The 23,255-nt window shown below is 62.9% G+C and carries 20 protein-coding genes and 1 tRNA gene; 7 read left to right on the top strand and 14 right to left on the bottom strand.

The features are described from left to right. Positions 1-6: 6 nt before the first annotated feature. The 6 genes from IVB29_RS27895 to IVB29_RS27920 all read right to left on the bottom strand — a co-directional run bounded on the left by IVB29_RS27895 (position 7) and on the right by IVB29_RS27920 (position 5,589). Entirely contained in the window at positions 7-1,155 is a 1,149-nt protein-coding gene (locus IVB29_RS27895) for an acyl-CoA dehydrogenase (protein ID WP_247506607.1), read from the bottom strand. A 191-nt stretch (positions 1,156-1,346) separates the two neighbouring features. Then, positions 1,347-1,526 carry a hypothetical protein gene (locus IVB29_RS27900; protein ID WP_247506608.1) on the bottom strand — a complete coding sequence of 60 codons (180 nt, stop codon included), beginning with the start codon at positions 1,524-1,526 and terminating at the stop codon, positions 1,347-1,349. A gap of 19 nt (positions 1,527-1,545) precedes the next feature. Further along, on the bottom strand, positions 1,546-2,778 hold the full coding sequence (locus IVB29_RS27905; protein WP_247506609.1) for a CoA transferase: 1,233 nt from the start codon (positions 2,776-2,778) through the stop codon (positions 1,546-1,548). Then, positions 2,775-3,659, bottom strand: coding sequence for a CoA-transferase (locus IVB29_RS27910; protein ID WP_247506610.1), 885 nt, complete (start codon positions 3,657-3,659; stop codon positions 2,775-2,777). Before IVB29_RS27910 ends, IVB29_RS27905 begins: the two co-directional genes overlap by 4 nt. A 49-nt stretch (positions 3,660-3,708) precedes the next feature. Further along, complete coding sequence (locus tag IVB29_RS27915; RefSeq protein ID WP_247506611.1) at positions 3,709-4,461, bottom strand: CoA-transferase; 753 nt, start codon at positions 4,459-4,461, stop codon at positions 3,709-3,711. A 246-nt stretch (positions 4,462-4,707) separates the two neighbouring features. Continuing rightward, positions 4,708-5,589: a GntR family transcriptional regulator gene (locus IVB29_RS27920; protein WP_247506612.1), complete on the bottom strand. Its 882-nt coding sequence runs from the start codon at positions 5,587-5,589 to the stop codon at positions 4,708-4,710. A gap of 74 nt (positions 5,590-5,663) precedes the next feature. Here IVB29_RS27920 and IVB29_RS27925 point away from each other — a divergent pair, with 74 nt between their 5' ends. Beyond that, positions 5,664-7,883: an acyl-CoA dehydrogenase family protein gene (locus IVB29_RS27925; protein WP_247506613.1), complete on the top strand. Its 2,220-nt coding sequence runs from the start codon at positions 5,664-5,666 to the stop codon at positions 7,881-7,883. 67 nt (positions 7,884-7,950) lie between these two features. Here IVB29_RS27925 and IVB29_RS27930 read toward each other — a convergent pair whose 3' ends face one another. Together IVB29_RS27930 and IVB29_RS27935 are read right to left on the bottom strand one after the other, a co-directional pair. Next, on the bottom strand, positions 7,951-9,603 hold the full coding sequence (locus IVB29_RS27930; RefSeq protein WP_247506614.1) for an acyl-CoA synthetase: 1,653 nt from the start codon (positions 9,601-9,603) through the stop codon (positions 7,951-7,953). Beyond that, positions 9,590-10,783 carry an ABC transporter substrate-binding protein gene (locus IVB29_RS27935; RefSeq protein ID WP_247506615.1) on the bottom strand — a complete coding sequence of 398 codons (1,194 nt, stop codon included), beginning with the start codon at positions 10,781-10,783 and terminating at the stop codon, positions 9,590-9,592. Before IVB29_RS27935 ends, IVB29_RS27930 begins: the two co-directional genes overlap by 14 nt. A 1,004-nt stretch (positions 10,784-11,787) precedes the next feature. Between IVB29_RS27935 and IVB29_RS27940 the strand changes: the two genes are divergently transcribed. Then, complete coding sequence (locus tag IVB29_RS27940) at positions 11,788-11,955, top strand: hypothetical protein (protein WP_247506616.1); 168 nt, start codon at positions 11,788-11,790, stop codon at positions 11,953-11,955. Between the two features lie 186 nt (positions 11,956-12,141). Here the strand turns inward: IVB29_RS27940 and IVB29_RS27945 are convergent, their stop codons facing one another. Then, a complete protein-coding gene (locus IVB29_RS27945) occupies positions 12,142-12,663 on the bottom strand; it encodes a TfoX/Sxy family protein (protein WP_247506617.1) in 522 nt (173 codons plus the stop codon). A gap of 163 nt (positions 12,664-12,826) precedes the next feature. Here IVB29_RS27945 and IVB29_RS27950 point away from each other — a divergent pair. Both IVB29_RS27950 and IVB29_RS27955 read left to right on the top strand, forming a co-directional pair. Further along, a protein-coding gene (locus tag IVB29_RS27950; RefSeq protein ID WP_247506618.1) for an IS5 family transposase occupies positions 12,827-13,578 on the top strand; the annotation gives its coding sequence in 2 pieces (ribosomal slippage) (positions 12,827-13,073 and positions 13,073-13,578; 753 coding nt in all). Between the two features lie 637 nt (positions 13,579-14,215). Then, the gene (locus IVB29_RS27955) at positions 14,216-15,460 is read left to right on the top strand and encodes a hypothetical protein (protein WP_247506619.1); all 1,245 of its coding nucleotides are present in this window, start codon (positions 14,216-14,218) and stop codon (positions 15,458-15,460) included. A gap of 72 nt (positions 15,461-15,532) precedes the next feature. On the opposite strand, the gene IVB29_RS27960 is transcribed toward IVB29_RS27955, so the two are convergent. Next, a tRNA-Gly gene (locus tag IVB29_RS27960) sits at positions 15,533-15,606 on the bottom strand. Positions 15,607-15,964: 358 nt separating this feature from the next. Further along, positions 15,965-18,376 carry an ATP-binding protein gene (locus IVB29_RS27965; protein WP_247506620.1) on the bottom strand — a complete coding sequence of 804 codons (2,412 nt, stop codon included), beginning with the start codon at positions 18,374-18,376 and terminating at the stop codon, positions 15,965-15,967. A gap of 330 nt (positions 18,377-18,706) precedes the next feature. Between IVB29_RS27965 and IVB29_RS27970 the strand changes: the two genes are divergently transcribed. Continuing rightward, complete coding sequence (locus tag IVB29_RS27970) at positions 18,707-19,420, top strand: transporter substrate-binding domain-containing protein (protein WP_247506621.1); 714 nt, start codon at positions 18,707-18,709, stop codon at positions 19,418-19,420. 11 nt (positions 19,421-19,431) lie between these two features. Here the strand turns inward: IVB29_RS27970 and IVB29_RS27975 are convergent, their stop codons facing one another. Together IVB29_RS27975 and IVB29_RS27980 are read right to left on the bottom strand one after the other, a co-directional pair. After that, positions 19,432-19,635 (bottom strand): hypothetical protein, encoded by a 204-nt coding sequence (locus IVB29_RS27975; RefSeq protein WP_247506622.1) that lies wholly within the window; start codon positions 19,633-19,635, stop codon positions 19,432-19,434. 26 nt (positions 19,636-19,661) lie between these two features. Further along, the gene (locus IVB29_RS27980; protein ID WP_247506623.1) at positions 19,662-19,847 is read right to left on the bottom strand and encodes a hypothetical protein; all 186 of its coding nucleotides are present in this window, start codon (positions 19,845-19,847) and stop codon (positions 19,662-19,664) included. Positions 19,848-20,050: 203 nt separating this feature from the next. Between IVB29_RS27980 and IVB29_RS27985 the strand changes: the two genes are divergently transcribed. Beyond that, the gene (locus IVB29_RS27985; protein ID WP_129268017.1) at positions 20,051-20,431 is read left to right on the top strand and encodes a YciI family protein; all 381 of its coding nucleotides are present in this window, start codon (positions 20,051-20,053) and stop codon (positions 20,429-20,431) included. A 9-nt stretch (positions 20,432-20,440) separates the two neighbouring features. Here IVB29_RS27985 and IVB29_RS27990 read toward each other — a convergent pair whose 3' ends face one another. Further along, entirely contained in the window at positions 20,441-21,031 is a 591-nt protein-coding gene (locus IVB29_RS27990) for a TMEM175 family protein (protein ID WP_247506624.1), read from the bottom strand. Positions 21,032-21,159: 128 nt separating this feature from the next. Between IVB29_RS27990 and IVB29_RS27995 the strand changes: the two genes are divergently transcribed. Then, complete coding sequence (locus tag IVB29_RS27995; RefSeq protein ID WP_247506625.1) at positions 21,160-23,217, top strand: ATP-dependent helicase; 2,058 nt, start codon at positions 21,160-21,162, stop codon at positions 23,215-23,217. Positions 23,218-23,255 lie beyond the last annotated feature (38 nt).

Below are 23,255 nucleotides of genomic sequence, written 5' to 3' on the forward strand. Positions count from 1 at the left end.
CTGATCTCACTCCGCTCGGGAGTTGCCAAATAGCTCGGCGTGACGCTGCAGATGATGATCCACGCTTCCGAAAAGTGCTTCGAAAACCAGCAGCCGTTTGAAATAAAGGCCGAGATCGAGTTCGTCCGTGACGCCCATCGCGCCGTGGAGTTGCACCGCCTGCTCCGCGACATTGCGCGCACAGCGGCCGATTTTCACCTTGGCGCCGGACGCGGCGAGCGACCGCTGCGTCGAATCGATATCGGCTGCCACGAGAAGAGCCGCACGCGCCGCCATCGCTCGGGCCTCCTCGCATTCAACATACATGTCGGCCAGCCTGTGACGGATCACCTGGTTGGCCGCGAGCGGCCGGCCGAATTGCTTGCGCACCTTTGTATAGTCGAGCGTGGCGTCGAACATGCTTCTCATCATGCCGGCGGCTTCTGCGCTGAGCGCCACAATCGCCCGATCGACGATGCTCTGGACGGTCGGCAGCACGTCCGCACCGGTTCCAAGCCGTGCATCGGGCACAAGCCGGGCGTGGTCGAATGTCAGTTCCGCGACGCGGCCCCCACCGAGACGTGGTGCATCGCGCAGCGTCACTCCTGCGGCATCCTTCGGCACCAGGAAGAGAGCAAGTCCGGCACCCTGCGCACCGGGCAAACGCGCCGATACAAGGTGGACGTCCGCAGCGACCGCGTCGAGCACGGCGATCTTGCGGCCGTAGAGCGTCCAGCCATGACTATCCCTCTGCGCGACAGTGTGGACCTCGGAAAGACCTGCCCTTGCGTCCGACTCGTAGTGAGCGAACGACAACAGACGCTCCCCGTTGATGATGGCCGGCAGCAGACCCTTCTGCTGCTCTTCCGTGCCGCATTCGGCAACCAGGGCCCCGGCGAGCAGCACCGTCGAGAGATAAGGCTCGGTCGCAAGCCCCCGGCCGAACTCCTCCATCAGGATCCCCACCTCGACGGGCCCTCCGCCGAAGCCGCCAACCTCCTCCGGAAACGGAAGCCCGAGCCAGCCCAGATCCGCAAACTTGCGCCAATTCTCGCGCTTGAATCCCATAGGATCCTGCATCGCATGGCGACGTGCGGTCGGCTCGCAACGTTCAGCGATAAACCGTTGCGCGCTATGGCGCAGCATCTGCTGCGCTTCGCTCGGCGTCAGATCCATCCCTCAGCTCCACGCATCATCCCTACCGGTCCCGCTTTCCGGGCGCTCAGATCGGCCATCTTCTACTGGAGTCGCGAGAAACGGATTGGAAGCCGCTTCAAGCCGCCGACGAAGGTTGTCTCGGTCCACGCCGGCTCGCCAGCAAGTTCGATTCCGTCGAGGGCGCGAGAGCAGCTCGCGCCTGAAGGCAATCATTTCGACCTTCTCGCTGGCTGCGCGTCAATCAGCCGCTCGGAGGCCAGCCCGCGCTCAACGACGATATTATCCGGGATTGAAAAATTCGCAGCGCTCAACCCTGGCTCCTCTTTCATATCGCGGTGCTCAAAAGGTTCAGGAAGGAAGCCAGCGCAGGCGATCAACGACTTCGCCATTCCTGATGACCCATAGCGGCTACTCGGCCGCCGCGATGGTCCTCTCTTCCGCGCCCCGAAGAACTTTGCTCTCGCGCAGCGCCGCAATCGCCTGCGGACTCAGCCCCAAGAGGCTCTGCAACAGCCTTGGTCCATCTTCGCCGAGCGCAGGCACCTTGTTCCGGACATTGGCCGCGCTGTACGCGAACCGGAACGCCGGATTGGGAATACGTAACGGCCCGGCCCCGTCATTGATCTCCTCAAATACGCCGCGCTCCTGGATGGGCGGCAGCGCCATGGTCTCGCGGATGGTCCGGTATTGAGAGCATGGCACACCGGCTTCGGTGAGGATCGCCTCGCATTCCGCGGCCGTTCGCGATGCCGCCCAATCGTCGAGCAGGTTCATCAATTCGGACCAGTGGTGCTCGCGGGCGCTACTGGTTGCGAAGCGCGCATCGCTAATCCATTCCGAATGGCCGACGCCGCGGGCCAAAGCCTCGAAATTGTTCTGACTCACGGGAGCGACGAGCAGAAAGCCGTCGCTGGCCTGCGTGGGTCGATAGAGCGGCCGGCGGCGCTCGGCCGGGAATTGCGCTTCCTGGCACTCATAGACCAGCATGCCCACCATGGCATCGAGCAAGGATACGTCGATATAGTCGCCCTGCCCGGTCTTGAGTGTCCGAAACAACGCGGCTTGAATGGCTCCGAATGCCGTCGAGCCACCGAGAACGTCGGCGATAAAGATTCCGTTCTTCAGCGGACGCTCGACATTGCCCTCCTGATAATCGAGGTTTGCCATGTCGTAGCCCGACGTTGCGTGCAGCACCGGCGCATACGCACTCCGTCCGGACCAGGCCCCCTCCTGGCCGAAACCCGAGATCGAGCAGTACACGAGCTTAGGATTGAGCTTCGCAAGGGTTTCGTAGTCCAGCGCGAGCCGCCGCATCACGCCCGGGCGGTAGTTCTCCACGAGGACGTCGCACTGAGGCACCAATTCGTAGATCAGCTTGCGAGCCGCAGGCTGCTTGAGATCCAGAGCGATGCTGCTCTTGCCGGCATTGAGCTGCGCGAAATAGGCGCTCCGACCATCCCGCAGCGGCGGACGCAACCGGATGTGGTCGCCCTCCGGCGGCTCGACCTTGATCACCTCGGCGCCGAGGTCCGCCATCAGCCGCGTGCAATAGGGGCCGGACATCATGGCAGTGAAGTCGAGGACACGGATTCCGTCGAGGATTCCCGGCCGGGCCAATCCGGTTGGCATATCGATCCTCATTTCAGATTGGTTTCGGAGACCGCAAGCGCCGCCAGCCGGCTGCCGCCAATCGCGTCGAGATAGGCGCTGGACGAGGCGTTCCGAACATACCGGTCCAGATAGAAGCTGAAGGCCTCTGCGCCGGCGCTGCTCTTCACATATTCCTTCAAATGCGCTTCGTCGGAGCGGTACAGCGAGGGTGAGGTCGTCGGATGCGCGCCGAAAGGCGCTTCCACGATCGCATCGACCATCGCGCTCGGCAGCTTGGTCAGATGATTGCTGCGCCTGATCGTGTCGGTCGACACGATGCGATCGACCGAGACGATCACCCGCCGGGACGCCTGGGCGATCATCGCGTCGAAGAAGGGCGGCCCCAAATGCTGGACGTTGCCATGCTCATCAGCCTGCTGGGCGTGCAGCAGGCAGACATCCGGCTTAACGGCGGCGACAGCGAGCATCTTGCGCTCGCCGGGCTTGGACGGCAGCGGCCAGTAATGCTCCGGCGCAAACTTCGGCAGATCGGTCCCAAGGTCGGGCACCGGCATGTAAGGCAGATCGCATATTCCCGCCCGCAGTCCGCCGGCAATACCCGGTCCATCCAGATCGTAGACCTTGAGCGCGCCGCTCTCCGCGTGACGACGGAAATTCGGCGCCAGACCGAACTGCTCGAAGCTGATGAAGACGCAGACGGTGGAGGCGACACACCCCGCACCGATCAGCATGTCCGGCGCGATCGAGCCGGGCGCAGGGATCAGGTGCAGGTCGCGCGCACCCTTGCGGATCAACGCGCGCACGAGCGCCATCGGCTGCGAATTGAATATCCACCCTCCGAGGGCGACTTTGGCTCCGTCCGGGATCTCGGCTACGGCCTCATCGACGGAAACGATCTTGCTCTTTGTCATGGGACTTCAGCTTGCCTGTCGGTCTGATTGGAGGAGATCCGTCGCGTAATCAGGGAAACTTGCGCCGGAGATCGCCACGCCGGTCGACATGTTTGCGCAGCAACTCGAGCTCATGATCGGTGGGCATGGTCGTCACCGGAGGCGTGCCCTCCACGACGATGTCGAACGCCGTGGCGTCGCGGATCTGCTCGAGCGACACGCCTGGACTGATCGACTTCACGCGCATGGCCTTGCTGTCGGGCGCGAAATCGAAGACCCCAAGCGGCGATAGCACCAGTCTGGGACCGCCAGGCGGCAGACCCATGCGCTCACGGGAGTCGCCGCCCTCCATGTGACCGGGTCCGCACAGGAAATCGACCCGCGGCACGAACGCGCTCCGGTCGTGACGGGTCAGGCACACGTAGAACCGCTTGGCCAGACCGCACAGTGCGCTGATGCCGACTGTTCCCGGCCCGCGCACGCGCGGCTTACGTTGATCACCGACCACCACAGTGTTGATGTTGCCGAAGCGGTCGACCTGCAGTGCCGACAGGATGGCAAAATCAAAGAAGTGGACCTTCCAATCGATGAAGTCGATCATGACCGGCAGATCCATCCAGGACTCCGCAGACTCGACGTTCTCGTAATCGGCCGTCGACAGCAGATGATCGCGCGTCGGATTGACCATTCCGCCGGGACCGGAAATCCACCACAAGCGCGGCGCCTGCAGGCGGCGCGCGAGATTGCAGGCCGCGAGCTGGATGTCGGAATTGGTTCCGATGATGACCTTCTCGCCATCGGCGATATCGCGCGCCAGCAACACCGCCAGCGTTTCTCCGAGAGACGGATGTGCAGCCATTTGCCTGCGACCTATTGGTTGAACCATTGCGACATTAACACGGTCGGGGGGCAGTGTCAACGATCCGCCGCCGACGGAGACGAGACCGCTCGGATTCGTATCGGGCAATTCGGACGTGAGTGGTCGTCGACCAGCCGTGTGCGCATTCCGTCCAGGGGATGCGTGCAGGCTATTCGAAAGACGACAGGCCGGTTCGCGCAGTGAGTGGATTTAACGCTGGGTAGCTGGGGGAGCCCGGCGGCCACGTGGAGCGGCTTTGGTGGCTGACACCCCTTCGGCAGCCTGAATGCGCGACATGTAGCTGCGCTGCAGCCGCTTCAAGCAGGCTTCCATCTCGGCCACGGCAGCTTCGGCGTCGCCTGCAGTGAAGTGTTCCATGAAGCGGCGGCGTGACGGCAGCACGAAGCTGTTGTCGTACTCGCCGATCCGCTGCACAAAATGAGTGAGCACGTCGAGCACCCCGTTCATGACGATGACCATGATCGGATTGTCGGTGAGGCGCGCCAGCATTCTGTGGAACTCGATGTGCCTCTCGGCGCGGCCTGCGAAGTCGCCCCGGCGGCGCGCGTCCTGCGCTTCGTCGATATTGCGGTTCAGCAGGTCGATGTCCGCGGCCGTTGCGCGCCGGCACGCTTCCCGGACCACGACGGATTCGAGCCAGATGCGGGCCTCGGTCAATTGCGCCGGCTGGATGGTACCGACGTGGTACATGTCCATCAGGCCGGTCGCGATAGCCTCGCCGCTATGCTGGCTGATGAAAGCGCCGCCGCGGGCGCCCTTCTGCAGGCGAATCAGACCGGCGTGCTCGAGCGAGCGCAAGGCCTCACGAAGGGTATTGCGAGAGACGCCAAACTGCTCCGACAGCGCCCGCTCGGATGGCAGACGGTTGCCGACCGCTAGTCTGCCGGTGGAGAGCTCCGTTCGGATCTGAGCGGCAATCTCGTCGAACGCGCGGGGCGATCTAATTCGTTGGAACTGCGCTATCGGCGCAGCCTCTACCTTGGATTTCGCCGGCAATTGTGAAGCGCTCATATCCACTCGGATGGTTCGAAGCTGCAGCAACATATAGGCGAAGCTGACGATTCCCGCCATAGCGCGTTGGCATTGACCGCGACTTCTCACAAAAGTAGAATGGTAGGACCAAACTGCAGAAGGTAGCCGCCAGAATGCTGCGGGAGTTGCCGTCGGACGAGGATCGTCAGATCCTGAAGGAAGCGGTCCGGGGATTTTTTGAGGACGCGTCGGATAAGTCCGCCCAGGCGACCCCATGGCTCTGGAAGCAACTGGCCGCTCAGGGCTTGACCCAGATTGCAGCCTCTCCCGCCGAAGGCGGCTTGCGCGAGATTGTGCTGGTCCAGGAAGAGGCCGGCCGCATTGCGAGCCGCGCACCGCTCGCGGATGCAGCCCTGATCAACCTCATGCAGCTTCGAGCCCGCGACGATGCCCGTGCCTTGACGTCGCTCCTAGATGAGCTCCATCGCGGTGACTCGGTGATCGCCGTGTCCTTTGCAGGCTTCGACCATGATGGAGCCGCAGGCTGGGCGAAAATGGACGCGGATCGCCTGGTTGCGGAGCTGGGATTCGTCGAATCCGCCGACATCGTGACCCATCTGGCCATATTCGTGCACGGCCCGGCGCTGGCTATCGTCAAGGCCGGCGAAGGCGTTGCCGCTGAACCGACCCCGGTGATGGGAAAGGCCGGCAGCTGGCGAGTTCGGATCGATGCAGTTCCGATCGTCCTGGTGCCGTTCACGAATGCCGAGGTCCGGGACCTTCTCACCGTCGCCGCCCTGAGCGAGACCGCGCGGGCGTTCGGCGCAGCCCGGCGCGCGTTCGAGCAGGCCGTTGCCTATGCCGGCGAACGTCGGCAGTTCGGACAACCGATCGGACGCTTCCAGGCCATCCAGCATAAGCTCGCGAACTGCCACATCGCCTTGCGCGCGGTTCAGCTGACAATTGCGAATGCCGCCGCTCAATATGACCTGGATGCTGCGCAATGGCGCTGGTTCGCAGCCGCAGCCCTGGCCACCGCCGCGGGTTCTCTTCGCCAGGTATCGCTCGAGACCCAGCACGCCTTCGGTGCGATCGGCTACAGCGAGGAACATGAGGCTCCGCGGCACTTCAGGCAGGTCCATGTCGGCATGCTTCGCCATGGCGGCCAACGCCCGTCGGTCGAGCAACTCGCCACCCATTTTCTCGATCACGGCAGCGGTGCATTTCCCGAATACGATCTGGGGGCGTCGGGAAATGCCTTCCGCAACGAGGTTCGCACTTGGCTCGACGGGTATTGGTCAGGCGAGCGTCGCGCGCGGCATGAGCAGCTCTCCTTCCATGAGCGGGAGTATGACCGCGAATTTGCTCGGGCGCTGGGCCAGACCGGCTGGATTGGCCTCAATTGGCCGAAGCGGTTCGGCGGTCAGGAGCGTGGCGCCTTCGAACAGCTCGCCTTCATGGAGGAGATGGAGCGGGCCGGCGCGCCGCGTGCCGGCGCACCCGTGCAGGCGGCCATGCTCCAGGTCTACGGCACGCCGGAGCAGCAGCGCCGTTATCTTCCGGAAATCCTGCGGGGGGAATCCATCTACGGCATGGGCTACAGCGAACCCCAGGCCGGCTCCGACCTGGCGTCGCTGAAGACCCGCGCGGTTCGCGACGGCGACCATTATGTCATCAATGGGCAGAAGATCTGGACCACGACCTATTGGGGCGAGTACATGCTGCTCGCGACCCGTACCGATCCGAACGCGACACCGCCTCATGCCGGCATCACCATGTTCATCGTTCCAATGACGACGCCCGGCATCACGATCCGTCCTTCCGAAACGATGTATGGCGGCACTTTCGCCAACATCTTCTATGACGACGTGCGCGTGCCGGCAGAAAACCGTGTTGGCGCCGAGGGCGAAGGCTGGAAGGTGCTGACCGGGGCGCTGGCGACCGAACGCGGCTTCATCGGCGGCGGGATCGTGCTCAAGGTGGCCAGCATGTTCGAACTGCTGTGCGGCCACATCCGTATCGCCGAACGCCAGGGTAAGCTGATGCGGCACGATCCTGTCGTGCGCGCCAAGGTTGGGACGCTCGCGGCTGAAATCGAGGCCGGACGGCGCATGATGGTCCATTGCGCCGAGCTGGTCGACAAGGGCGAGACGCCGCCCGACGAAGCGGCCGTCAGCAAGGTTTATTCCGGCGAGTTGATGGAGCGCTTCGGCGAGACCGCACTCGATCTGCTCGGGCTGGAGGCCTTGATCAGCGAGGGCGACCCCGGCGCCGTACTGCACGGGCGCATCGAACAAAATCTCCGACATTCGCTGATGTGGGTCATCAGCATCGGCACCAATGAAATCCAGCGCAGCTTGATTGCCCAGCGCGGACTTGGATTGCCGCGATAAGATGTCCGAGGTGAGATCTGGCAGAGAAAAATCGTCCAGAGCCTCCGCAGAGAGCCTGACGATCTAACTAGATGCGCCTGCCCGTATCGCTCCAGAAAGGATCCTTGAGCCGGCGCTTGAATATCTTGCCGCTTTCCTCGCGCGGAAGTGCTGCATGGAAGTCGATCCGCCGCGGCACCTTGTATTTGGCGATACGTGCGGCGAGATAGGCCCGCACCTGCTCGGTCGTGAGTCCACAGCCCGGCTCGAGCTCGATTGCGGCAGCCAGCGACTCGCCGAACTCATCGTCGGGAATGCCGAACACGGCGCAGTCGCGGACGCCGGGACATTGGATCAAAGCGGATTCAATCTCGGCGGGATAGATGTTGACCCCGGCCGAGATCACCATGTCCGACCTCCGATCGCACAGATACAGCCGCTCGTTCTTGAGATAGCCGACGTCGCCAACGCTGATCAGCCCGTCCCGCTCGACCGATTTTCGCTTGGCGGCGTCGTTGAGGTAGACGAAGTCCGCCAGCGAGTCCTGACGAACGTAGATCTCGCCTACCTCGCCCGGCGCAACCGGCTTGCCGTCGTCGCCGTAGAGCGCAATCCGGGCGCCCGGCGTGAGCCGCCCGACGCTGCCGGGATGGGCCAGCCAATCTTCCGGCGTGCTCAGCATGACGGCTCCAACCTCCGTGCCGCCGTAGGTCTCGTAGATGACCGGCCCCCACCAATCCATCAGCGCCTGCTTGATCTCTGGCGCACAGGGCGCGCCGGTGTGGATCACCCATCGCAGCGAGCTCACATCGTATCGGCGGCGGATCTCCTCCGGCAGTCGCATCAGGCGGACAAACATGGTGGGAACCATGACCGCATGCGTGATCCTTTCCCGCTCGATGAGCGCCAGCGTTTCTTCGGGCTCGAACTTGGATTGGAACGCGATGATATCCGCCTGTGCGATGGCCTGACGCAAACAGGCGTTCGGAGACGCATGATAGAGCGGGCCACCGATCAACACGCGCACGCCGGGTGCTATGCCGTAGACCGCCCGCATCAGCTCCCCATACGCCTTGGCCTGCTCGGCCGTCGCAGGTTCGCGCTTCACGCCTTTCGGGTGTCCCGTCGTGCCCGACGTGTAGATCAGCGTAGCGCGGCTGCGCGGCGGGGCGCTGCTCCAGGGCTGGAATTCCGCCAGCCAAACCGGCCAGCTGCGGTCCGATACTCTCGGCTTCTCGGCACCTGGCGGAACGCCGAACTGCCGAACGAGCTCGGGCGGCGTCGGTACGCTCAGCACGAGAATGCCGTCCAAGGCCTCCATGAGCTCGTCGCGGACGGCCGCGAGCAAATCGGCATGAGCCACCAGGACTTTGGGCTTTGCGTCCTTAAGGATGTAAGCGATTTCCTGCGCCCGACCGTGCCAATTGATCGGCACGCAATAGGCGCCGATCAGAGAGGCCGCCTGTGTCGCCTCGACGAAGGCGAAGTCGTTGCGCAGCAGAACCGCAACAGTATCCCCTTCGGAAACCCCAGAAGCATGCAGCCCGCTGGCTGCGCGAGCCGCGTTCGTGAGTACCTCTTCGCGCGCGCGTGCTGTTCCATCGAGAAGAATCAGTGGCGAAGTCATCATTCCTCTAACAATGTTCTGCGTGGGGCGTGAGAGCGCTTCTGGTGAAGCAAACGACTGTTCAGCCGCTTGTCTGGTGGTCATTCTGCAAAACGACCCGCTACTGCGTTGCAAGCTTGCAGTCCGGATTGGACGCCTCCGACATCAACTCTTCGGGTTTCATACGACGGACGATCTTGAAATAGTCCCACGGGGCTTTTGATTCCTCCGGCGATTTGACCTGGAGCAGGAACATGTCGCGCATCACGCGGCCATCTGCTCGGATCTTGGCCGAAGGTGTCGTGAGGTCTGAAATCGGCAGCTCGTGCATCTTCTTTGCGACCTCAGGTCCGGATGTCGAGCCCGCCGCCTTGACGGCCTTCAGATAGTGCGTGATCGAGCTATAGACTCCCGCCTGCAGAGCGGAAGGCGGTCGCCCCATCTTCTCCCTGAACCGACTTGCGAAACTGCGCGTGTTGTCGTCCGTATCCCAGTAGAATGCTGCCGTCGTATAGATGCCTTTCATGCGATCCAACCCGAGGCTGTGCACGTCGGACTCGAACAACATGAGGCTCGCGATGCGCATTCCCTTCTGCAGCAGGCCGAATTCGACGGCGTTTTCGATGAGAAGCACTCCGTCGTGGCCGGCAAAAGACGAGGCAATCGCGTCCGGCCGCGCTTCCTGCGCGGCCAAAAGAAGCGAGGCATAATCCGACGTCCCGATCGCCGCGCGCCGCGTGCCGACCAGTTGTCCACCGGTCTCCTTCACCACGTCCGCGACGGCTCGCTCCATTTGGTGTCCGAAGGAATAGTCGGGGCCGACCACAAACCACTTCTTCACGCCGGATTCCGCTGCGCTCAGAACGGGGGCGCGCGGAAGCACGCTGGTATCAAACGACCACACGAATCCCGTCGGTGAGCACGACTTGCCGTAGAGATCGAGAGTTCCGGCCCCCGAGATCAGTGCGATCTTTCCCTTTGTATGGGCGAGATTTTGGATTCCGAGCGCGATGGTGGACACGGGTATGTCGGCAATGGCCTCAACATGCTCCTCGTCAAACCACCGTCGGGCGATGGTCAGGCCCACGTCGGGCTTCAGTTGGTGGTCGGCCGATACGATCTCAATCGGTCGGCCAAGAACGGTGCTGCCGGCGTCGCTGACCGCCAGTTCAGCGGCAACGACCGAGCCGCGACCGACCGTATCGGCGATGACTCCGGACATGTCGGTCAAGACACCGATCTTCAGCGGCTCGCCAACCGCCAGACCGCTCCACAGGAATAAGCCCAATCCCGCGGCCACGACTCGCCTTGCCATGAGCAGCTGCCTCCCATTTTATTGGTTGTACCATTGATACATGCTGGCCCTAGTGGCCGCAAGCCCATTCGGCCGAACATTCGGCGAGACCTTTTGCCTGCGCCCGCCGGACGAGAAGGGCAGAAGACGTCGAGCGCAACCGGCATATTCCTGGCCTTTGGACGGGCCAGACCCAAAATTGTTTTGGCGCGAGGTTCTCCGCTGCGCCTCCGCTCGTCAGGCGCAGCATCGGCCGTCGCCGTCAGCCATCTGCATGCATGTGCGACGGAAGATGGTCTCTGCAACAGGTACAAGGAACGACAATAGCCGCGGTGGGATACGGCCTCTTTGGTGACTGGGTTAGTTCCTGGCGCGTCTTGGAAACTCTAGGCCGAGACGATGCATCGGTTCGCCGGCTTGAAGGAACCGAGCCAATGAGGCGAGGAGATGCGAGAATATTGGGACCGGCAGACCACCAAACCTGGCGGCGGGGCGCGCCCCAGGCTTTTTGATAACTTCACGCGAACTTTCGTGATTGCGGATCAGAGGAGCTTCGTAGTCCGGAAACACGCCGCCATATGCGAGCCGGCATCTCACCGATGTCGACCTCGCTAAAATGTCCTCAGCTCAGCGAATAGCAGTCGAGAAGATTCAAGATGCCGTTGAAAGCAACTCGAAGAGAAGAGTCATTAAGCCCTCGTTTAGTCGAAGGCGATCAAAGCTTTCGAGGTTCCACGAAGAGCTTACGGAATAGGGCCGGCCGCCTAGGGAAGGTTGACGCTGCTTGACGAGATCGGATCCTCAGCCACGGGGCAGGCTTCCCCAGCCCCAAGCGAGCATTCTTTGCGATCGGCGCGCTATTCTTCTTCCTGTTCCGCGAGTTGTTTTCGATCTTGACGTCGAACTGGCTGCTGTGGTTCGGACTCGTTTTCGTTACCTTTCTGCTGTGCTCGCCGGGCGGCCTCGTCGGCATCTGGGCGACACTGGCAAAACGCTGGTAGCCGCCGCCGGAAGAATCCGCAGCGATGAGCCGCCGGAAAATCTACGAAGGCCTGCCGCTGCCGCACTTCCTGCCGTCGAAAGGGCTCGGCGGCATTGTGCTAGACGTGCGCGGCGTCTCGAAGACGTTTGGCGGCATTCGCGCGGTAAGCGACGCGAGCCTGCAAGTGGGCACCGCGAAATCCACGCACTGATCGGGCTCAACGGCGCGGGAAAGACCACGCTGTTCAAGCGCCTGTATTCGGCAGTCTAGGACGCGTACTCATAAATCTTCGTCGATGTCCGGTTCGCCCTGACACCGACCGCATTTGTGCAGCCGCAGCAAATGTCGCGATGGGCGATGAAGTTGCGGCTCTCGCTTGGCACGAAGTCCGACGCATTCAGAGCCTTCTATTGGCGGCAACCCTCCGGGCCGCAGCCAACGCCAAACGCGCCCAGTCGATAAATTCGTCGGTCTCGTCGAACAGCCGATCTGGTACACGCCAGAAGGCAAGGTCTATAAGTCTTTCTCCTTTAAGGTAGTTCAATGGCGGCGATGTGCGGGCCTCCTCGAAGGCCTCTCGGTTCTCGTCGTCAACTCGAAGATAGAGGACGTTCTCGGTAACCATGCCGAGCATCGCTCCATCACAGAATATACCTGTCTTTTCGAACATCCGGCGCATCGTGATTTGGCCGAGCGGAGCAAGTTGCTCGCGTAGAAACTCGGCATACTCTGAGCTCGCGACCATGCGGAGACCAAGGAAGGTGAAACCATGACTAGTAAAATCGAAACCTTCTACGATTTTAGATCGCCTTACGCCTATTTTGCTAACTACCGCGTTCGCAGGGGTAAATTGGGCTTTGCCAAAAACGTTGAATGGGTTGGACGTCCAATTTTTATCGACGTAATCTTGAACCTGCAAGCTGGTCGTGAGCCGTGGGCACCCTATATCGACACGCTCATCCAGCCGAAGCGGACGTACCTCATGGCTGACATTCGCCGCATGGCTGAGTTTTATGGAGCGCAGAAGCGTTGCGTTTGGCCGGACTCCCGTGATTCAAGCTCCCAAACTGGGGGCTCGAATCATGCGCTACGAACTCGCCGACCATGAATGGACTGCCATAAGGCCGATGCTGCCGAACAAGCCGCGTGGCGTTCCTCGGGTGAACGACCGACGTGTCCTCAATGGCATCTTCTGGGTCCTTCGATCAGGAGCACCCTGGCGTGATCTGCCGGCGGCGTTTGGTCCGTATACTACTTGCTACAACCGCTTCGTCCGGTGGCGGCGCGCTGATGTCTGGGGTCGCATCATAGACGCGCTTGCTGCTGCCCCGATGCTGCTGTTCAAATGATCGACACCTCCATTGTCCGCGTGCATCAGCACGGGGCCTGCATCACAAAGAACCAGCGTCAATCGATGGGAAGGTCACGCGGCGGTTTGACGAGCAAAATCCATGCGGTAGTCGATGGCAATGGTCTGCCGGTACGGCTGGCGCTGAGCCCCGGTGAGGCCCATGATGTTCGACTTGCCGGCAAACTGCTGTCTCGTCTGAAATCCGGGGCAATGCTGCTTGCCGACCGTGGCTATGACGCGGACTGGATCAGGGAGCTTGCCATGAAGAAAGGCGCGTGGGCCAACATCCCGCCGAAAAGCAACCGCAGCGATCCGATCTGCTTCAGCCCGTATCTCTACCGCGCTCGCAACCGGATCGAACGGTTCTTCAACAGGATCAAACAAGTGGCGACGCGCTATGACAGGCTTGCTGCCAACTACCTTGCCTTCGTTCAACTCGCGTCAATCAGGCTATGGCTGCGCCTTAATGAGTCCGCGTCCTAGTACTGATCACGACAAGCTTGCCCAGAAGTCGCGATAGGCAGCGCCCTCACGTTCGCCTGGCTAGCGCGGCAAGAAGCGCCGCCCCGTTACTGGCACAATGCTCGCGTGCGACCTAGGGGCAGGCTTTCGTTCGCCGGACTCTCGCTTTCGATCAAGATTAGGGGATCTACAAACCCTGCTTCTCAAGTGCGATCCCGCCATCAACGCAGGCAGCCGCTCGCACGTGCCATCTCGAACGCTAGTGTTAAGCCGAACCTCACTTCCGCTTTTTACGATCTCAACGAAATATGATCGTTAGCCTCTCCTTTGATCTCTCTTCTTAACTTCGAGTCTAGAACGCTTCTGATGCCTCACCGCGCACCAAGCTTCTTCTACTTTCAGTGGAATGACCACTTGGGTCATGATTGAATGAACTACCAACCGCGCCTTCGCTTCCGTACCCACCGGCTTGGATGTCGAGAGTCCGATTTACTGAAGCAGACATCAAGCGCGCTGTTAGAGGTGTTCTCGACAGTGGTGGCAAAGTCGCGCGTGTCGAGATCTGGCCGGACGGACGCATTTCTGTGTTGATAAGGGAAGAAAGATCGATTCCAATAGCTCCTGAGGACGATCCGGAGGTGTCCAGGAGTTTGTTGTGATGAGGGTGGGACGTTCGGCACTGCCTTTGCCTCGCTACACAAGGCGCAAACGCCTTCAGAAGGGGAGGCTTGCGTATTTTTTCGACGTGCCAACATGGGCACGTAAAAAAGGTTGTCCAGTCAAAAACGAACCGCTCGGCGCCGATTACGAACTCGCCGTGCAGCGCGCCGAGAGGATCTTGCTGCCTGCGTTCGACAGCTGGCTGACGGGTGGCGACGATGCGAATCCCGTGGGCATTGGAGTGGTGATCGGAACGCTGGATTGGATGTTTCACGAGTATCGTCGAACGTGGAAACAGAAGACGGCAAAGCGTTTGCAGCCTTTGAGCCCCGGTCAATGTCGCGTGCATGAGACCGGCATCAAGATGATATGCGAATATCTGTTGAAGGACGGAAGGCGCCTTGGCACGCTGCGCGTTTCAAGCATCGATACGGCGTTTGCGGACGATCTATTCGAGAAAATGCTCTACAAGGATGTCAACGGCGAGAAGGTCGAACGCCGCACGACCGTGAACCACGCGATGAAGACCGCTCGCGGCGCATGGAACACGATCTCACGGGCGCACCCTCACCTGCTTCCGGCGAAGAACCCTTTTGAGAAGATGGGCCTGCAATCCACCTCGCGCGAAACGCCGCATGCCAATTTCGACGAGTTGGCGGCGTTCCGTGCGAAAGCGATCGAGATGGGCTATCCGTCATTGGCAACGGGTGTCCTGATCGGTTGGGAATGGTTGCAGCGCAAGGCCCATATCTTCATCCGGTTTATGGCGGAGCACTACCGGCCGGAAAGCCGCCCACACCACGTCTATGTCATCAACTACAAGACGAGCACGGGCTCGTGGGAGCCGCTCTTCGATAGGAAGGGTAAGCCGCTCTATCCCCTGCTGATGGCCGAGCTCGACGCCATGAAGGCATTGCGGCCGACCGGCGGCCTGATGTTGCGACGAGATGGAAGCAGTCTGCCCTGGAGCGGCAAAGGCGAGATGCTGACTCAAGTCGAGCGCATTTCGAAGAAGATCATTCTGGCCGCGGGTTTGCGTCCTGAGCTAACCTTCACATCGTTTGGCCGACATGGCGGGACGACCGAGGCGAGCACGTCCGGCCTCACCGAAACGCAGCTGATGAAGAAGGGCCAATGGTCGTCGACCAAGGCGATGGCACACTACCTCCATCACGACGACGAGGCCAAGCAGGACGCACAGATAAAGCGCATCAAGCGGCGCAAGCAAGCGGCCAGAAAGTGAACATTTGTCGGAATGGATTCCGCGGTCTTGTCGGAATGGAAATTAACAAGCCCGATAAGTACTTGAAAACATTGGAGCGGGTGAAGGGAATCGAACCCTCGTATTCAGCTTGGAAGGCTGCTGCTCTACCATTGAGCTACACCCGCGTCTGGGGCTCCCTAACACGGCCGGGCGGCGGTCTCAACTGCCCCCAGGGCGGCATCTTGCGGCTTTCAGCGGCTTTCCGGCCCTTGCGCACAGGCCGGGTTCCGCTTCTGACCGCCTCCCCTTAACAGCGGCGTCGTCCCGTCCTATATTGAAGTCTTCCGCAACCAACGAAAGGAGGTGATCCAGTGTCTCTTACCAAGCGCTGTCACCTCGCTGGGATCGCCCGCTAAGCTTTGAAACGGGCTTGGCATTTGGGGCGCTCTCAGCCCTGGACCAGCGAGCAAGAAATCGGGCGCGACGGGGCCTCCCCGCCGCGCCTTTTTCGTGGGTCGGGCGCCTGCCGCAAACGGGCGCCGCTCACGCGGGCGGCTCGCCCGTGAGCACCTCGCGAATTTTCTCCGACAACTCCGCCTTCCGGTACGGCTTGCACAGCAGCGCCACGCCGGGGTCGAGATGCCCTTCGTGAACGATGGTGTCGTCGGTATAGCCTGACGTGTAGAGCACCCTCACTCCTGGCCGGCGCAGCCGGACGGCTTCGGCCAATTCCCGCCCGTTCATGCCGCCGGGCATGATGATGTCGGTGAACAGCAGATCGAACCGGGCGCCCTGGTCGACCAGCGCGAGCGCGGCTGCGCCGTCGCCGGCCACGAGCGTGCGATAGCCAAGGCTGCCGAGCTGGGCGACGACATAGCCCTGCACCAGCGGATCGTCCTCGACCACCAGGATAGTCTCGTGCCCGCGCACCGTGGCGGGCGCCTGGACCGCCGCCGGCCTGGCCGGCACCTCGCCCTTCGACCGCGGCAGGAACAATCGCATCACCGTGCCGCGTCCCTCCTCGCTCTCGATCGCGACGGTGCCGCCGGTCTGGCGGGCAAAGCCATAGACCATGCTGAGCCCGAGCCCGGTGCCGCGTCCTACCCCCTTGGTGGTGAAGAACGGCTCGAACACGCGCTCGCAGATCTCGGCGGGAATGCCGTGACCGGTGTCGGTGACCGCGACCATCACGAAGGCGCCGCGCAGGACATCGCCGTCGCCGACGCTGCGCAGGCCTTCGAGCTCCCGGTTCGCGGTCTCGAGCGTCAGCCTGCCTCCGCCCGGCATCGCATCGCGCGCATTGACGGCGAGATTGACGATCGCGGAGGAGAGCTGCGAGGGGTCCGCCATCGCGGACCAGGCGTCGTCCGCAAGCCGGGTCACGATCTCGATATGCTCGCCCAGGATCGGCCTCAGCAGCTTCGCCGTCTCGACCACGAGCGCATTGACGTCGATCTCGCGCGGCTCAAGCGGCTGGCGGCGCGCGAAGGTCAGGAGCTGCGAGGTGATCTCGGCGCCGCGCGCGGCCGCATCGTCGATCAGCTGCGCGATCGCCGCGAATTGAGGCCTGTCCGCGAGCCCTTCCTGGATGATCTCGATGGTCCCGGTGATGACGGTGAGCACGTTGTTGAAGTCGTGCGCGACGCCGCCGGTCAGATGGCCGATCGCGTCCATCTTCTGGGATTGACGAAGCCGCTCCGCGGTCTCGTGCTGCTCGGTGAGGTCGGTGGCGGAGCCGCGATAGCCCATGAAGCGGCCATCGGCCGCGAACACCGGCTGGCCGTTGACGCTGAAATAACGCACGCGGCCGCTCACGTCGCGGCCGCGATACTCGAACTTCCGGAACGGCTCGTGGCGATCCAGCACCGCAATATGCTCGCGCCATTTCTCCGGTTCGGACGCGCGATCGAGTGCAGCGTCGAAGCGCCGCCGGCCGATGGTGCTCTCCCGATTCATGCCGAAGGCGTCAAACCGTTCCGAAACATAGGTGAACACGTGATCCGGCCCGGTTTCCCAGAACCAGTCGGACGCGGTCTCGGCATAATCGCGAAAGCGCTGCTCGCTCGCGCGTGCGTCGTCCTCGGCGCGCTGCCGGATCTTGAGGTCGCGTTCGAGATTGGCGTTGGCCTCGCGCAGCTCGCCATAGGCGCATTCGAGATTGCCGCACATGGCGTTGAAGGCGACGATCACCTTGTCCAGCTCGTCGGGATCGTAGGGCGGCCGGCGCTCCAGGTGCAAAGGCGGCGGCGGCCGCGCCAGGCTGTATTTGCCAACGAAGTCGGCGATGGCGACGAGGTGCCGCGTCACCAGCAGATGGAACATGTAGATGATGAAGAGCGAGACGAGGAAGGTCTTGGCCGCCTGGCTTGCCAGAATGACCAGGGCGCGGTTCAGCAATTGCTGATAGACCTCGCTCAGCGTCGCTTCGACGCGGAGCACGCCGATCGCGCGTGCGGTCCCCTGCACGGTGGTGTTCAGCGGATAGTCGCGCGTCACGATCGATCGGGCACCGGGCTCGCCGACCGCGACGCGGATCGGATTGGGACGATCGGCGATCTCGCGCACTTCGGCGGCGCGGATCCCGGGCAGCCGCAGGATGCCGTCGAGCTGGAGCTTGAGCTGGTTCTGATCGAGATTCCACAGGCTCTCGCCGAGGCTGCCGGTGGTGCTGCGGCCGATCTCGTCGAGCCGGGTCTCGATGACGCCGACCTCGCGGTCGTAATCGAGATAGAGCTGAAGCCCGGTCAGCACCAGCGTGACGACCGATGAGAACAACAGCACCGCGGCCAGGAGGCGCGGCCCGACGCCGCTGCGTGACCAATTGAAAATCCGCGACAACAGCGCCCCTAACATCGCCGGCGCAAGCGCCGCGCCGATCCCGCTCACATCCTGCTTCGCGACCGCCGGGGCAACGGCGCGGCTGCGCTTGGAATCCTGATCGCCTGAGTTGTCCATGCACCACCTCCCCGGAATGGCGGCACCCTGCTCCGGCCGGCCGCAGCCGCGAGCATTCGATAGGTCAGATTCTCCCTTCACGCGGCGTGCGCGGCGATCCTGTCGGCCCATGGGCGGCTTGAGGTCGGCGGGGTCATATCTTGCGCCCAGCAGCAGGATTCTCGCATAAACTATCACTTCGCGTGCTAGAATGACATCGGTTAAAGCTCGGAGTCGCCTGCATCGCGGGCGAGCGATGGCAGTTGCAGCCGTCGCGCCGGCACCACCCTCGGTAGATCGCGCGGGCATTTCGACTCCAGTGGTAGCAATGCACGATCAAGGAGACCCGTGATGTGGCGGATAGCCGTCGCCTGCCTGTCGTTGCTGCTAGCTGCTCCGTCGCAGGCGCAGCAGCTGATCAGGCTGGCGCGCATCGCCGACATCCCCGACCAATATGTCGGCGGCGAGATGCTGCGGGCGGTCTACGCCAAGCTCGACATCAAGCTCGAATTCGAGGACGTCCCCGGCAAGCGGGCGCTGGCGCTGTCGAGCGCCGGCGAGGTCGACGGCGAGATCCAGCGGATCGGAACGTTGTCCCGCGACTACCCGACGCTGGTCCAGATCACGCCGGCGATCAACTACATCGAGCCCACGGTGTTCACGACGAAGCTGCATTTTGACGTCGCCGGATGGAATTCGATTCGCGACTACAGCATCGGCATCGTCCGCGGCGTCGGCTCCTCGGAAGCGGGCACGCGCGGCATGGCTGAAGTCACGGCGAGCACGAGCCTCGAGAGCATGGTCAAGATGCTCGACGCCGACCGCTTCGAATTGATGGTCACCGACCTCTTCAGCGGGCTGGTCGCGGTGCGGAAGCTCAATCTCCAGGCCAGGATCTACCCGCTCGCACCGCCGCTCGAGCGCATTCACATCTACCACTATCTGCACGAGCGTCATCGCGATCTGGTGCCGAAGGTCGGCAAGGTGATCGCGCAGATGGAGGCGAGCGGCGAATTGGCGACGCTGCGCGAGTCCCTCATCAAACAGATCCTGAGCACGCCGTGACGGCGCCGGGCTTAGATCGTGCGAAGCCGTTCACGTAACGCCACGGCGGCGATCAACACGCCGACGCACCAGGCGATAACCGCCCGGTGAGGCTCCTCGCCGAGCAGCACGGTGAAGATGCTCGTGAGCAGGCACGGCGCGATCGCCTTGCCGCTCCGGCTCACAAGCGACAGCAGGAACGGCAGCGCGGCGATCGATATTTGCAGGACGTCCATGGTGAAAGACGGTCTCGCCGGACGCTTCAGAAGCCGCAGACATTGAGCACGCGCGGCTGCTTGCCGCGGCGGCTTTCGACGATGCGCTCGCCGCCGTTCTCGGCAGAGCTGCCATAATAGCGGTGATGACCGCCCTGGTCGTGCAAATCGGCAGGCGCCGATTGTGCCGCCCGTCCCGCGTCGCAGATGATCTTGATGGTGTGACCCGACATCGCAGCCTCCGAATTCCTCAGCCTTCTCAGTGGTCATCAGTCGCCTCGGCTTCAGGCGGCGTTCACCCCGGCGGGCCGCAATCGGGTTTCAGGACGGTTTCGCCGGAGGCCGGACGACGCAATATTTTGTGGAGGGGGATTGTCGGCTGCGACCGCGGTGATACGTCCTTGAGACGCGCGCAGCGAAAACAATCGAGGTGACGATGCTTTACGCCATCCTGGCCTATCACGTGGAAGACGAGATCCTGTCATGGACGCCGGAGCAGGACGCCGCGGTCGTGGCGAAAGTCATCGAGGTTCAGGCGCCCTTGAGAGCGAGCGGACATCTTGGGCCGGCCGCCCGTCTGGATGGGACCCGCAAGGCGCACACCCTGCGTGGCCCCGGCGCGGGCATCGTGCTGGACGGCCCGTTTGCCGAGACCAAGGAGCAGCTTCTCGGCTTTCATCTCGTGGAATACGACACGGATGAAGAGGCGATCGCGGCGGCGCGGACGCTGCGTCAGGTCAATCCGTCGGCGGTCTACGAAATCCGCCCGGTCATGCTTTACGTGCCGGCCGACGGGTTCGGCACGACAAAAGCGTGAGCCGCCGCTTTACGCGTCCGCTCCGTTCGGTGCGGCATAGAAGCGCCGGATCAAGAGCCCGCCGAAGGCGATGAACCACAGGAAGGGCGCGATGTGCGGCGCGAAGGCCGCAACGATCGTGCCCGGGATGAACACGCCAAGCGGAAACAGCGAGGCCATGATCTCGTGGCCCCAGCCGCCAAGGATTCTCCACCACAGCCATGCATTGAGGCCGGCGATCGCGCTCAGATGCAGGCCGTAGAGCACAGCGACCGCGCTGCTCATGGGGTAATTGGTGTAAAGGCCGTTGGTGACCGGCAGCAGCACGATCGAGAGCAGAAAGAACAAATTGAGCATCACCGCGCCGCGGCTGCCCACAGGCTGGCGCGCCAGCCGGCGGTGATGGCTGATCCAGAACACGCCGGCGATGATGAAGCTGAGCGCGAAGCCAATGAGCTTGCCGGAATAGACACGGGCGAGATCGTCCCAGTCGGGCACGCCGGTGAAAACTGCCGCCTTGGGCAGGTCATAGGCGAGCAGCGTCATGGCGACGCCAAAAATGGTGTTGCTGAGCGATTCCAGCCGCCGCATCTCGAACTGTTCGGGCTTGAGCTCGGTCATCGGGACAGCACGCCCTTCGGGTTGGAACTTCGGGACGCCTTTTCCCTAGGTCTTAACCCCGGTTCCGTCCAGCCGCATTGCGATTCGCAAGGAGATCGCCGATTCTCGCCGTTTCACCGGGGCGATTCGTGGCGACATATCTGGACACGCTCAATGCGGAGCAGCGCCGCGCCGTGGAGCATGGCGTCGCCGATGGCGCGACCGTGGGCGCGCCCCTGCTCGTCATCGCCGGCGCCGGCTCCGGCAAGACCAACACGCTCGCCCATCGCGTCGCGCACCTGATCGTCGCCGGCGCCGATCCGCGCCGCATCCTCTTGATGACGTTCTCGCGCCGCGCGGCGGCCGAGATGGCCGGCCGGGTCGAGCGCATCTCCCGCAAGGTATTGGGCGAGAACAACGCCGCGATCATGCGCGACGCGCTGACCTGGGCTGGCACCTTCCACGGCATCGGCGCGCGGCTGCTGCGCGAATATGCCGAGCGGATCGGCGTCGATGTCGCCTTCACCATCCACGACCGCGAGGATTCCGCCGACCTGATGAATCTGGTCCGGCACGAGCGTGGATTGTCGAAGACCGAAAGCCGCTTCCCCGCCAAGGGCACGTGTCTCTCGATCTACTCGCGCTGCGTCAACGCCGAGATGGAGATCGAGAAGGTCCTCGGCCAGCACTATCCCTGGTGCGCGGGCTGGGCGGCCGAGCTGAAGGGCCTGTTCGCGGCTTACGTCGAGGCCAAGCAGGCCCAGCACGTGCTCGATTACGACGATTTGCTGCTCTACTGGTCGCAGATGATGAGCGATGCGCTGATCGCCGAAGAAATCGGCGGCCGCTTCGATCACGTGCTGGTCGACGAATATCAGGACACCAACCGCCTGCAATCCTCGATCCTGCTCGCGTTGAAGCCGGATGGGCGCGGCCTCACCGTCGTCGGCGACGACGCGCAATCGATCTATTCCTTCCGGGCCGCCACCGTACGCAACATCCTGGACTTCCCGCAAAGTTTTTCGCCGCGCGCGGAAATGATCACGCTCGACCGCAATTACCGCTCGACGCAGCCGGTGCTGGCGGCGGCTAACGGCGTCATCGGGCTTGCCCGCGAGCGCTTCACCAAAAACCTCTGGACCGACCGCACCGCCACGCAAAAACCGCAGCTCGTGACCGTGCACAACGAGGCCGACCAGGCCCGCTATATCGTCGAGGAGGTGCTGGCGAACCGCGAGCAAGGCGCGCTGCTCAAGCATCAGGCCGTGCTGTTCCGCACGTCCTCGCATTCGGGCCCGCTGGAGATCGAGCTGACCCGCCGCAACATCCCGTTCGTAAAGTTCGGCGGGCTGAAGTTCCTCGACGCCGCGCATGTCAAGGACGTGCTGGCGCTGCTGCGCTTTGCCGAAAATCCGCGCGACCGCGTCGCAGGCTTTCGCATCCTGCATCTGTTGCCGGGCGTCGGCCCCGCAACCGCGCAGCGCGTGCTCGACCAGATGGCGGAGAGCCCCGATCCGCTTGCCGCGCTCGGCCAGCTGCCGGTGCCGGCGCGTACCGGCGACGACTGGACCGACTTCGTCCGCACGGTCGCGAACCTGCGCTATTCGGAATGGCCGGCCGATCTCGAGCGCGTGCGGCTCTGGTACGCGCCGCATCTCGACCGCATCCACGAGGATTCCGAGACGCGCCGCGCCGATCTGATGCAGCTCGAGCAGATCGCGAGCGGCTATGCCTCGCGCGAAAAATTCCTGACCGAGCTCACGCTCGATCCGCCGGATGCGACCAGCGACAAATCCGGGCCTCCCTTGCGCGACGAGGATTATCTGATCCTCTCCACCATCCACTCCGCCAAGGGCCAGGAGTGGAAGTCGGTGTTCGTGCTCAACGTCGTCGACGGCTGCATGCCCTCCGATCTCGGCGCGGGCACCTCTGCCGAACTCGAGGAGGAGCGCCGGCTGCTCTATGTCGCGATGACGCGCGCCAAGGACGATCTGCACCTCGTCGTTCCCCAGCGCTTCTTCGTCCACGGCCAGGCCGCCAAAGGCGACCGCCACGTCTACGCCTCGCGCACCCGCTTCATCCCGGAATCCCTCGTCCATCTGTTCGAGCGCACCGCCTGGCCGAAGGCAGGCGCGGCCGGAGCCCGCACCGCGGCGCAGGGGCCAAAGGTCGACATCGGCGCGCGGATGCGCGGGATGTGGCGGTAGACACAAGAGGCTGGTGTCGAGACCTGTCAGGATGTCAG

This window comes from Bradyrhizobium sp. 1, from assembly GCF_023073315.1.
GTDB lineage: Bacteria > Pseudomonadota > Alphaproteobacteria > Rhizobiales > Xanthobacteraceae > Bradyrhizobium.

Excerpts from the sequence above, each read along its gene's own strand:
- IVB29_RS27955 (WP_247506619.1), top strand. The coding sequence starts at position 14,216 with ATGAGGGTGGGACGTTCGGCACTGCCTTTGCCTCGCTACACAAGGCGC.
- IVB29_RS27900 (WP_247506608.1), bottom strand. The coding sequence starts at position 1,526 with ATGGCGAAGTCGTTGATCGCCTGCGCTGGCTTCCTTCCTGAACCTTTT.
- IVB29_RS27905 (WP_247506609.1), bottom strand. The coding sequence starts at position 2,778 with ATGAGGATCGATATGCCAACCGGATTGGCCCGGCCGGGAATCCTCGAC.
- IVB29_RS27980 (WP_247506623.1), bottom strand. The coding sequence starts at position 19,847 with ATGTCGGGTCACACCATCAAGATCATCTGCGACGCGGGACGGGCGGCA.
- IVB29_RS27970 (WP_247506621.1), top strand. The coding sequence starts at position 18,707 with ATGTGGCGGATAGCCGTCGCCTGCCTGTCGTTGCTGCTAGCTGCTCCG.
- IVB29_RS27985 (WP_129268017.1), top strand. The coding sequence starts at position 20,051 with ATGCTTTACGCCATCCTGGCCTATCACGTGGAAGACGAGATCCTGTCA.
- IVB29_RS27975 (WP_247506622.1), bottom strand. The coding sequence starts at position 19,635 with ATGGACGTCCTGCAAATATCGATCGCCGCGCTGCCGTTCCTGCTGTCG.
- IVB29_RS27940 (WP_247506616.1), top strand. The coding sequence starts at position 11,788 with ATGAGCCGCCGGAAAATCTACGAAGGCCTGCCGCTGCCGCACTTCCTG.
- IVB29_RS27910 (WP_247506610.1), bottom strand. The coding sequence starts at position 3,659 with ATGACAAAGAGCAAGATCGTTTCCGTCGATGAGGCCGTAGCCGAGATC.
- IVB29_RS27920 (WP_247506612.1), bottom strand. The coding sequence starts at position 5,589 with ATGGCGGGAATCGTCAGCTTCGCCTATATGTTGCTGCAGCTTCGAACC.
- IVB29_RS27935 (WP_247506615.1), bottom strand. The coding sequence starts at position 10,783 with ATGGCAAGGCGAGTCGTGGCCGCGGGATTGGGCTTATTCCTGTGGAGC.
- IVB29_RS27895 (WP_247506607.1), bottom strand. The coding sequence starts at position 1,155 with ATGGATCTGACGCCGAGCGAAGCGCAGCAGATGCTGCGCCATAGCGCG.
- IVB29_RS27990 (WP_247506624.1), bottom strand. The coding sequence starts at position 21,031 with ATGACCGAGCTCAAGCCCGAACAGTTCGAGATGCGGCGGCTGGAATCG.
- IVB29_RS27965 (WP_247506620.1), bottom strand. The coding sequence starts at position 18,376 with ATGGACAACTCAGGCGATCAGGATTCCAAGCGCAGCCGCGCCGTTGCC.
- IVB29_RS27925 (WP_247506613.1), top strand. The coding sequence starts at position 5,664 with ATGCTGCGGGAGTTGCCGTCGGACGAGGATCGTCAGATCCTGAAGGAA.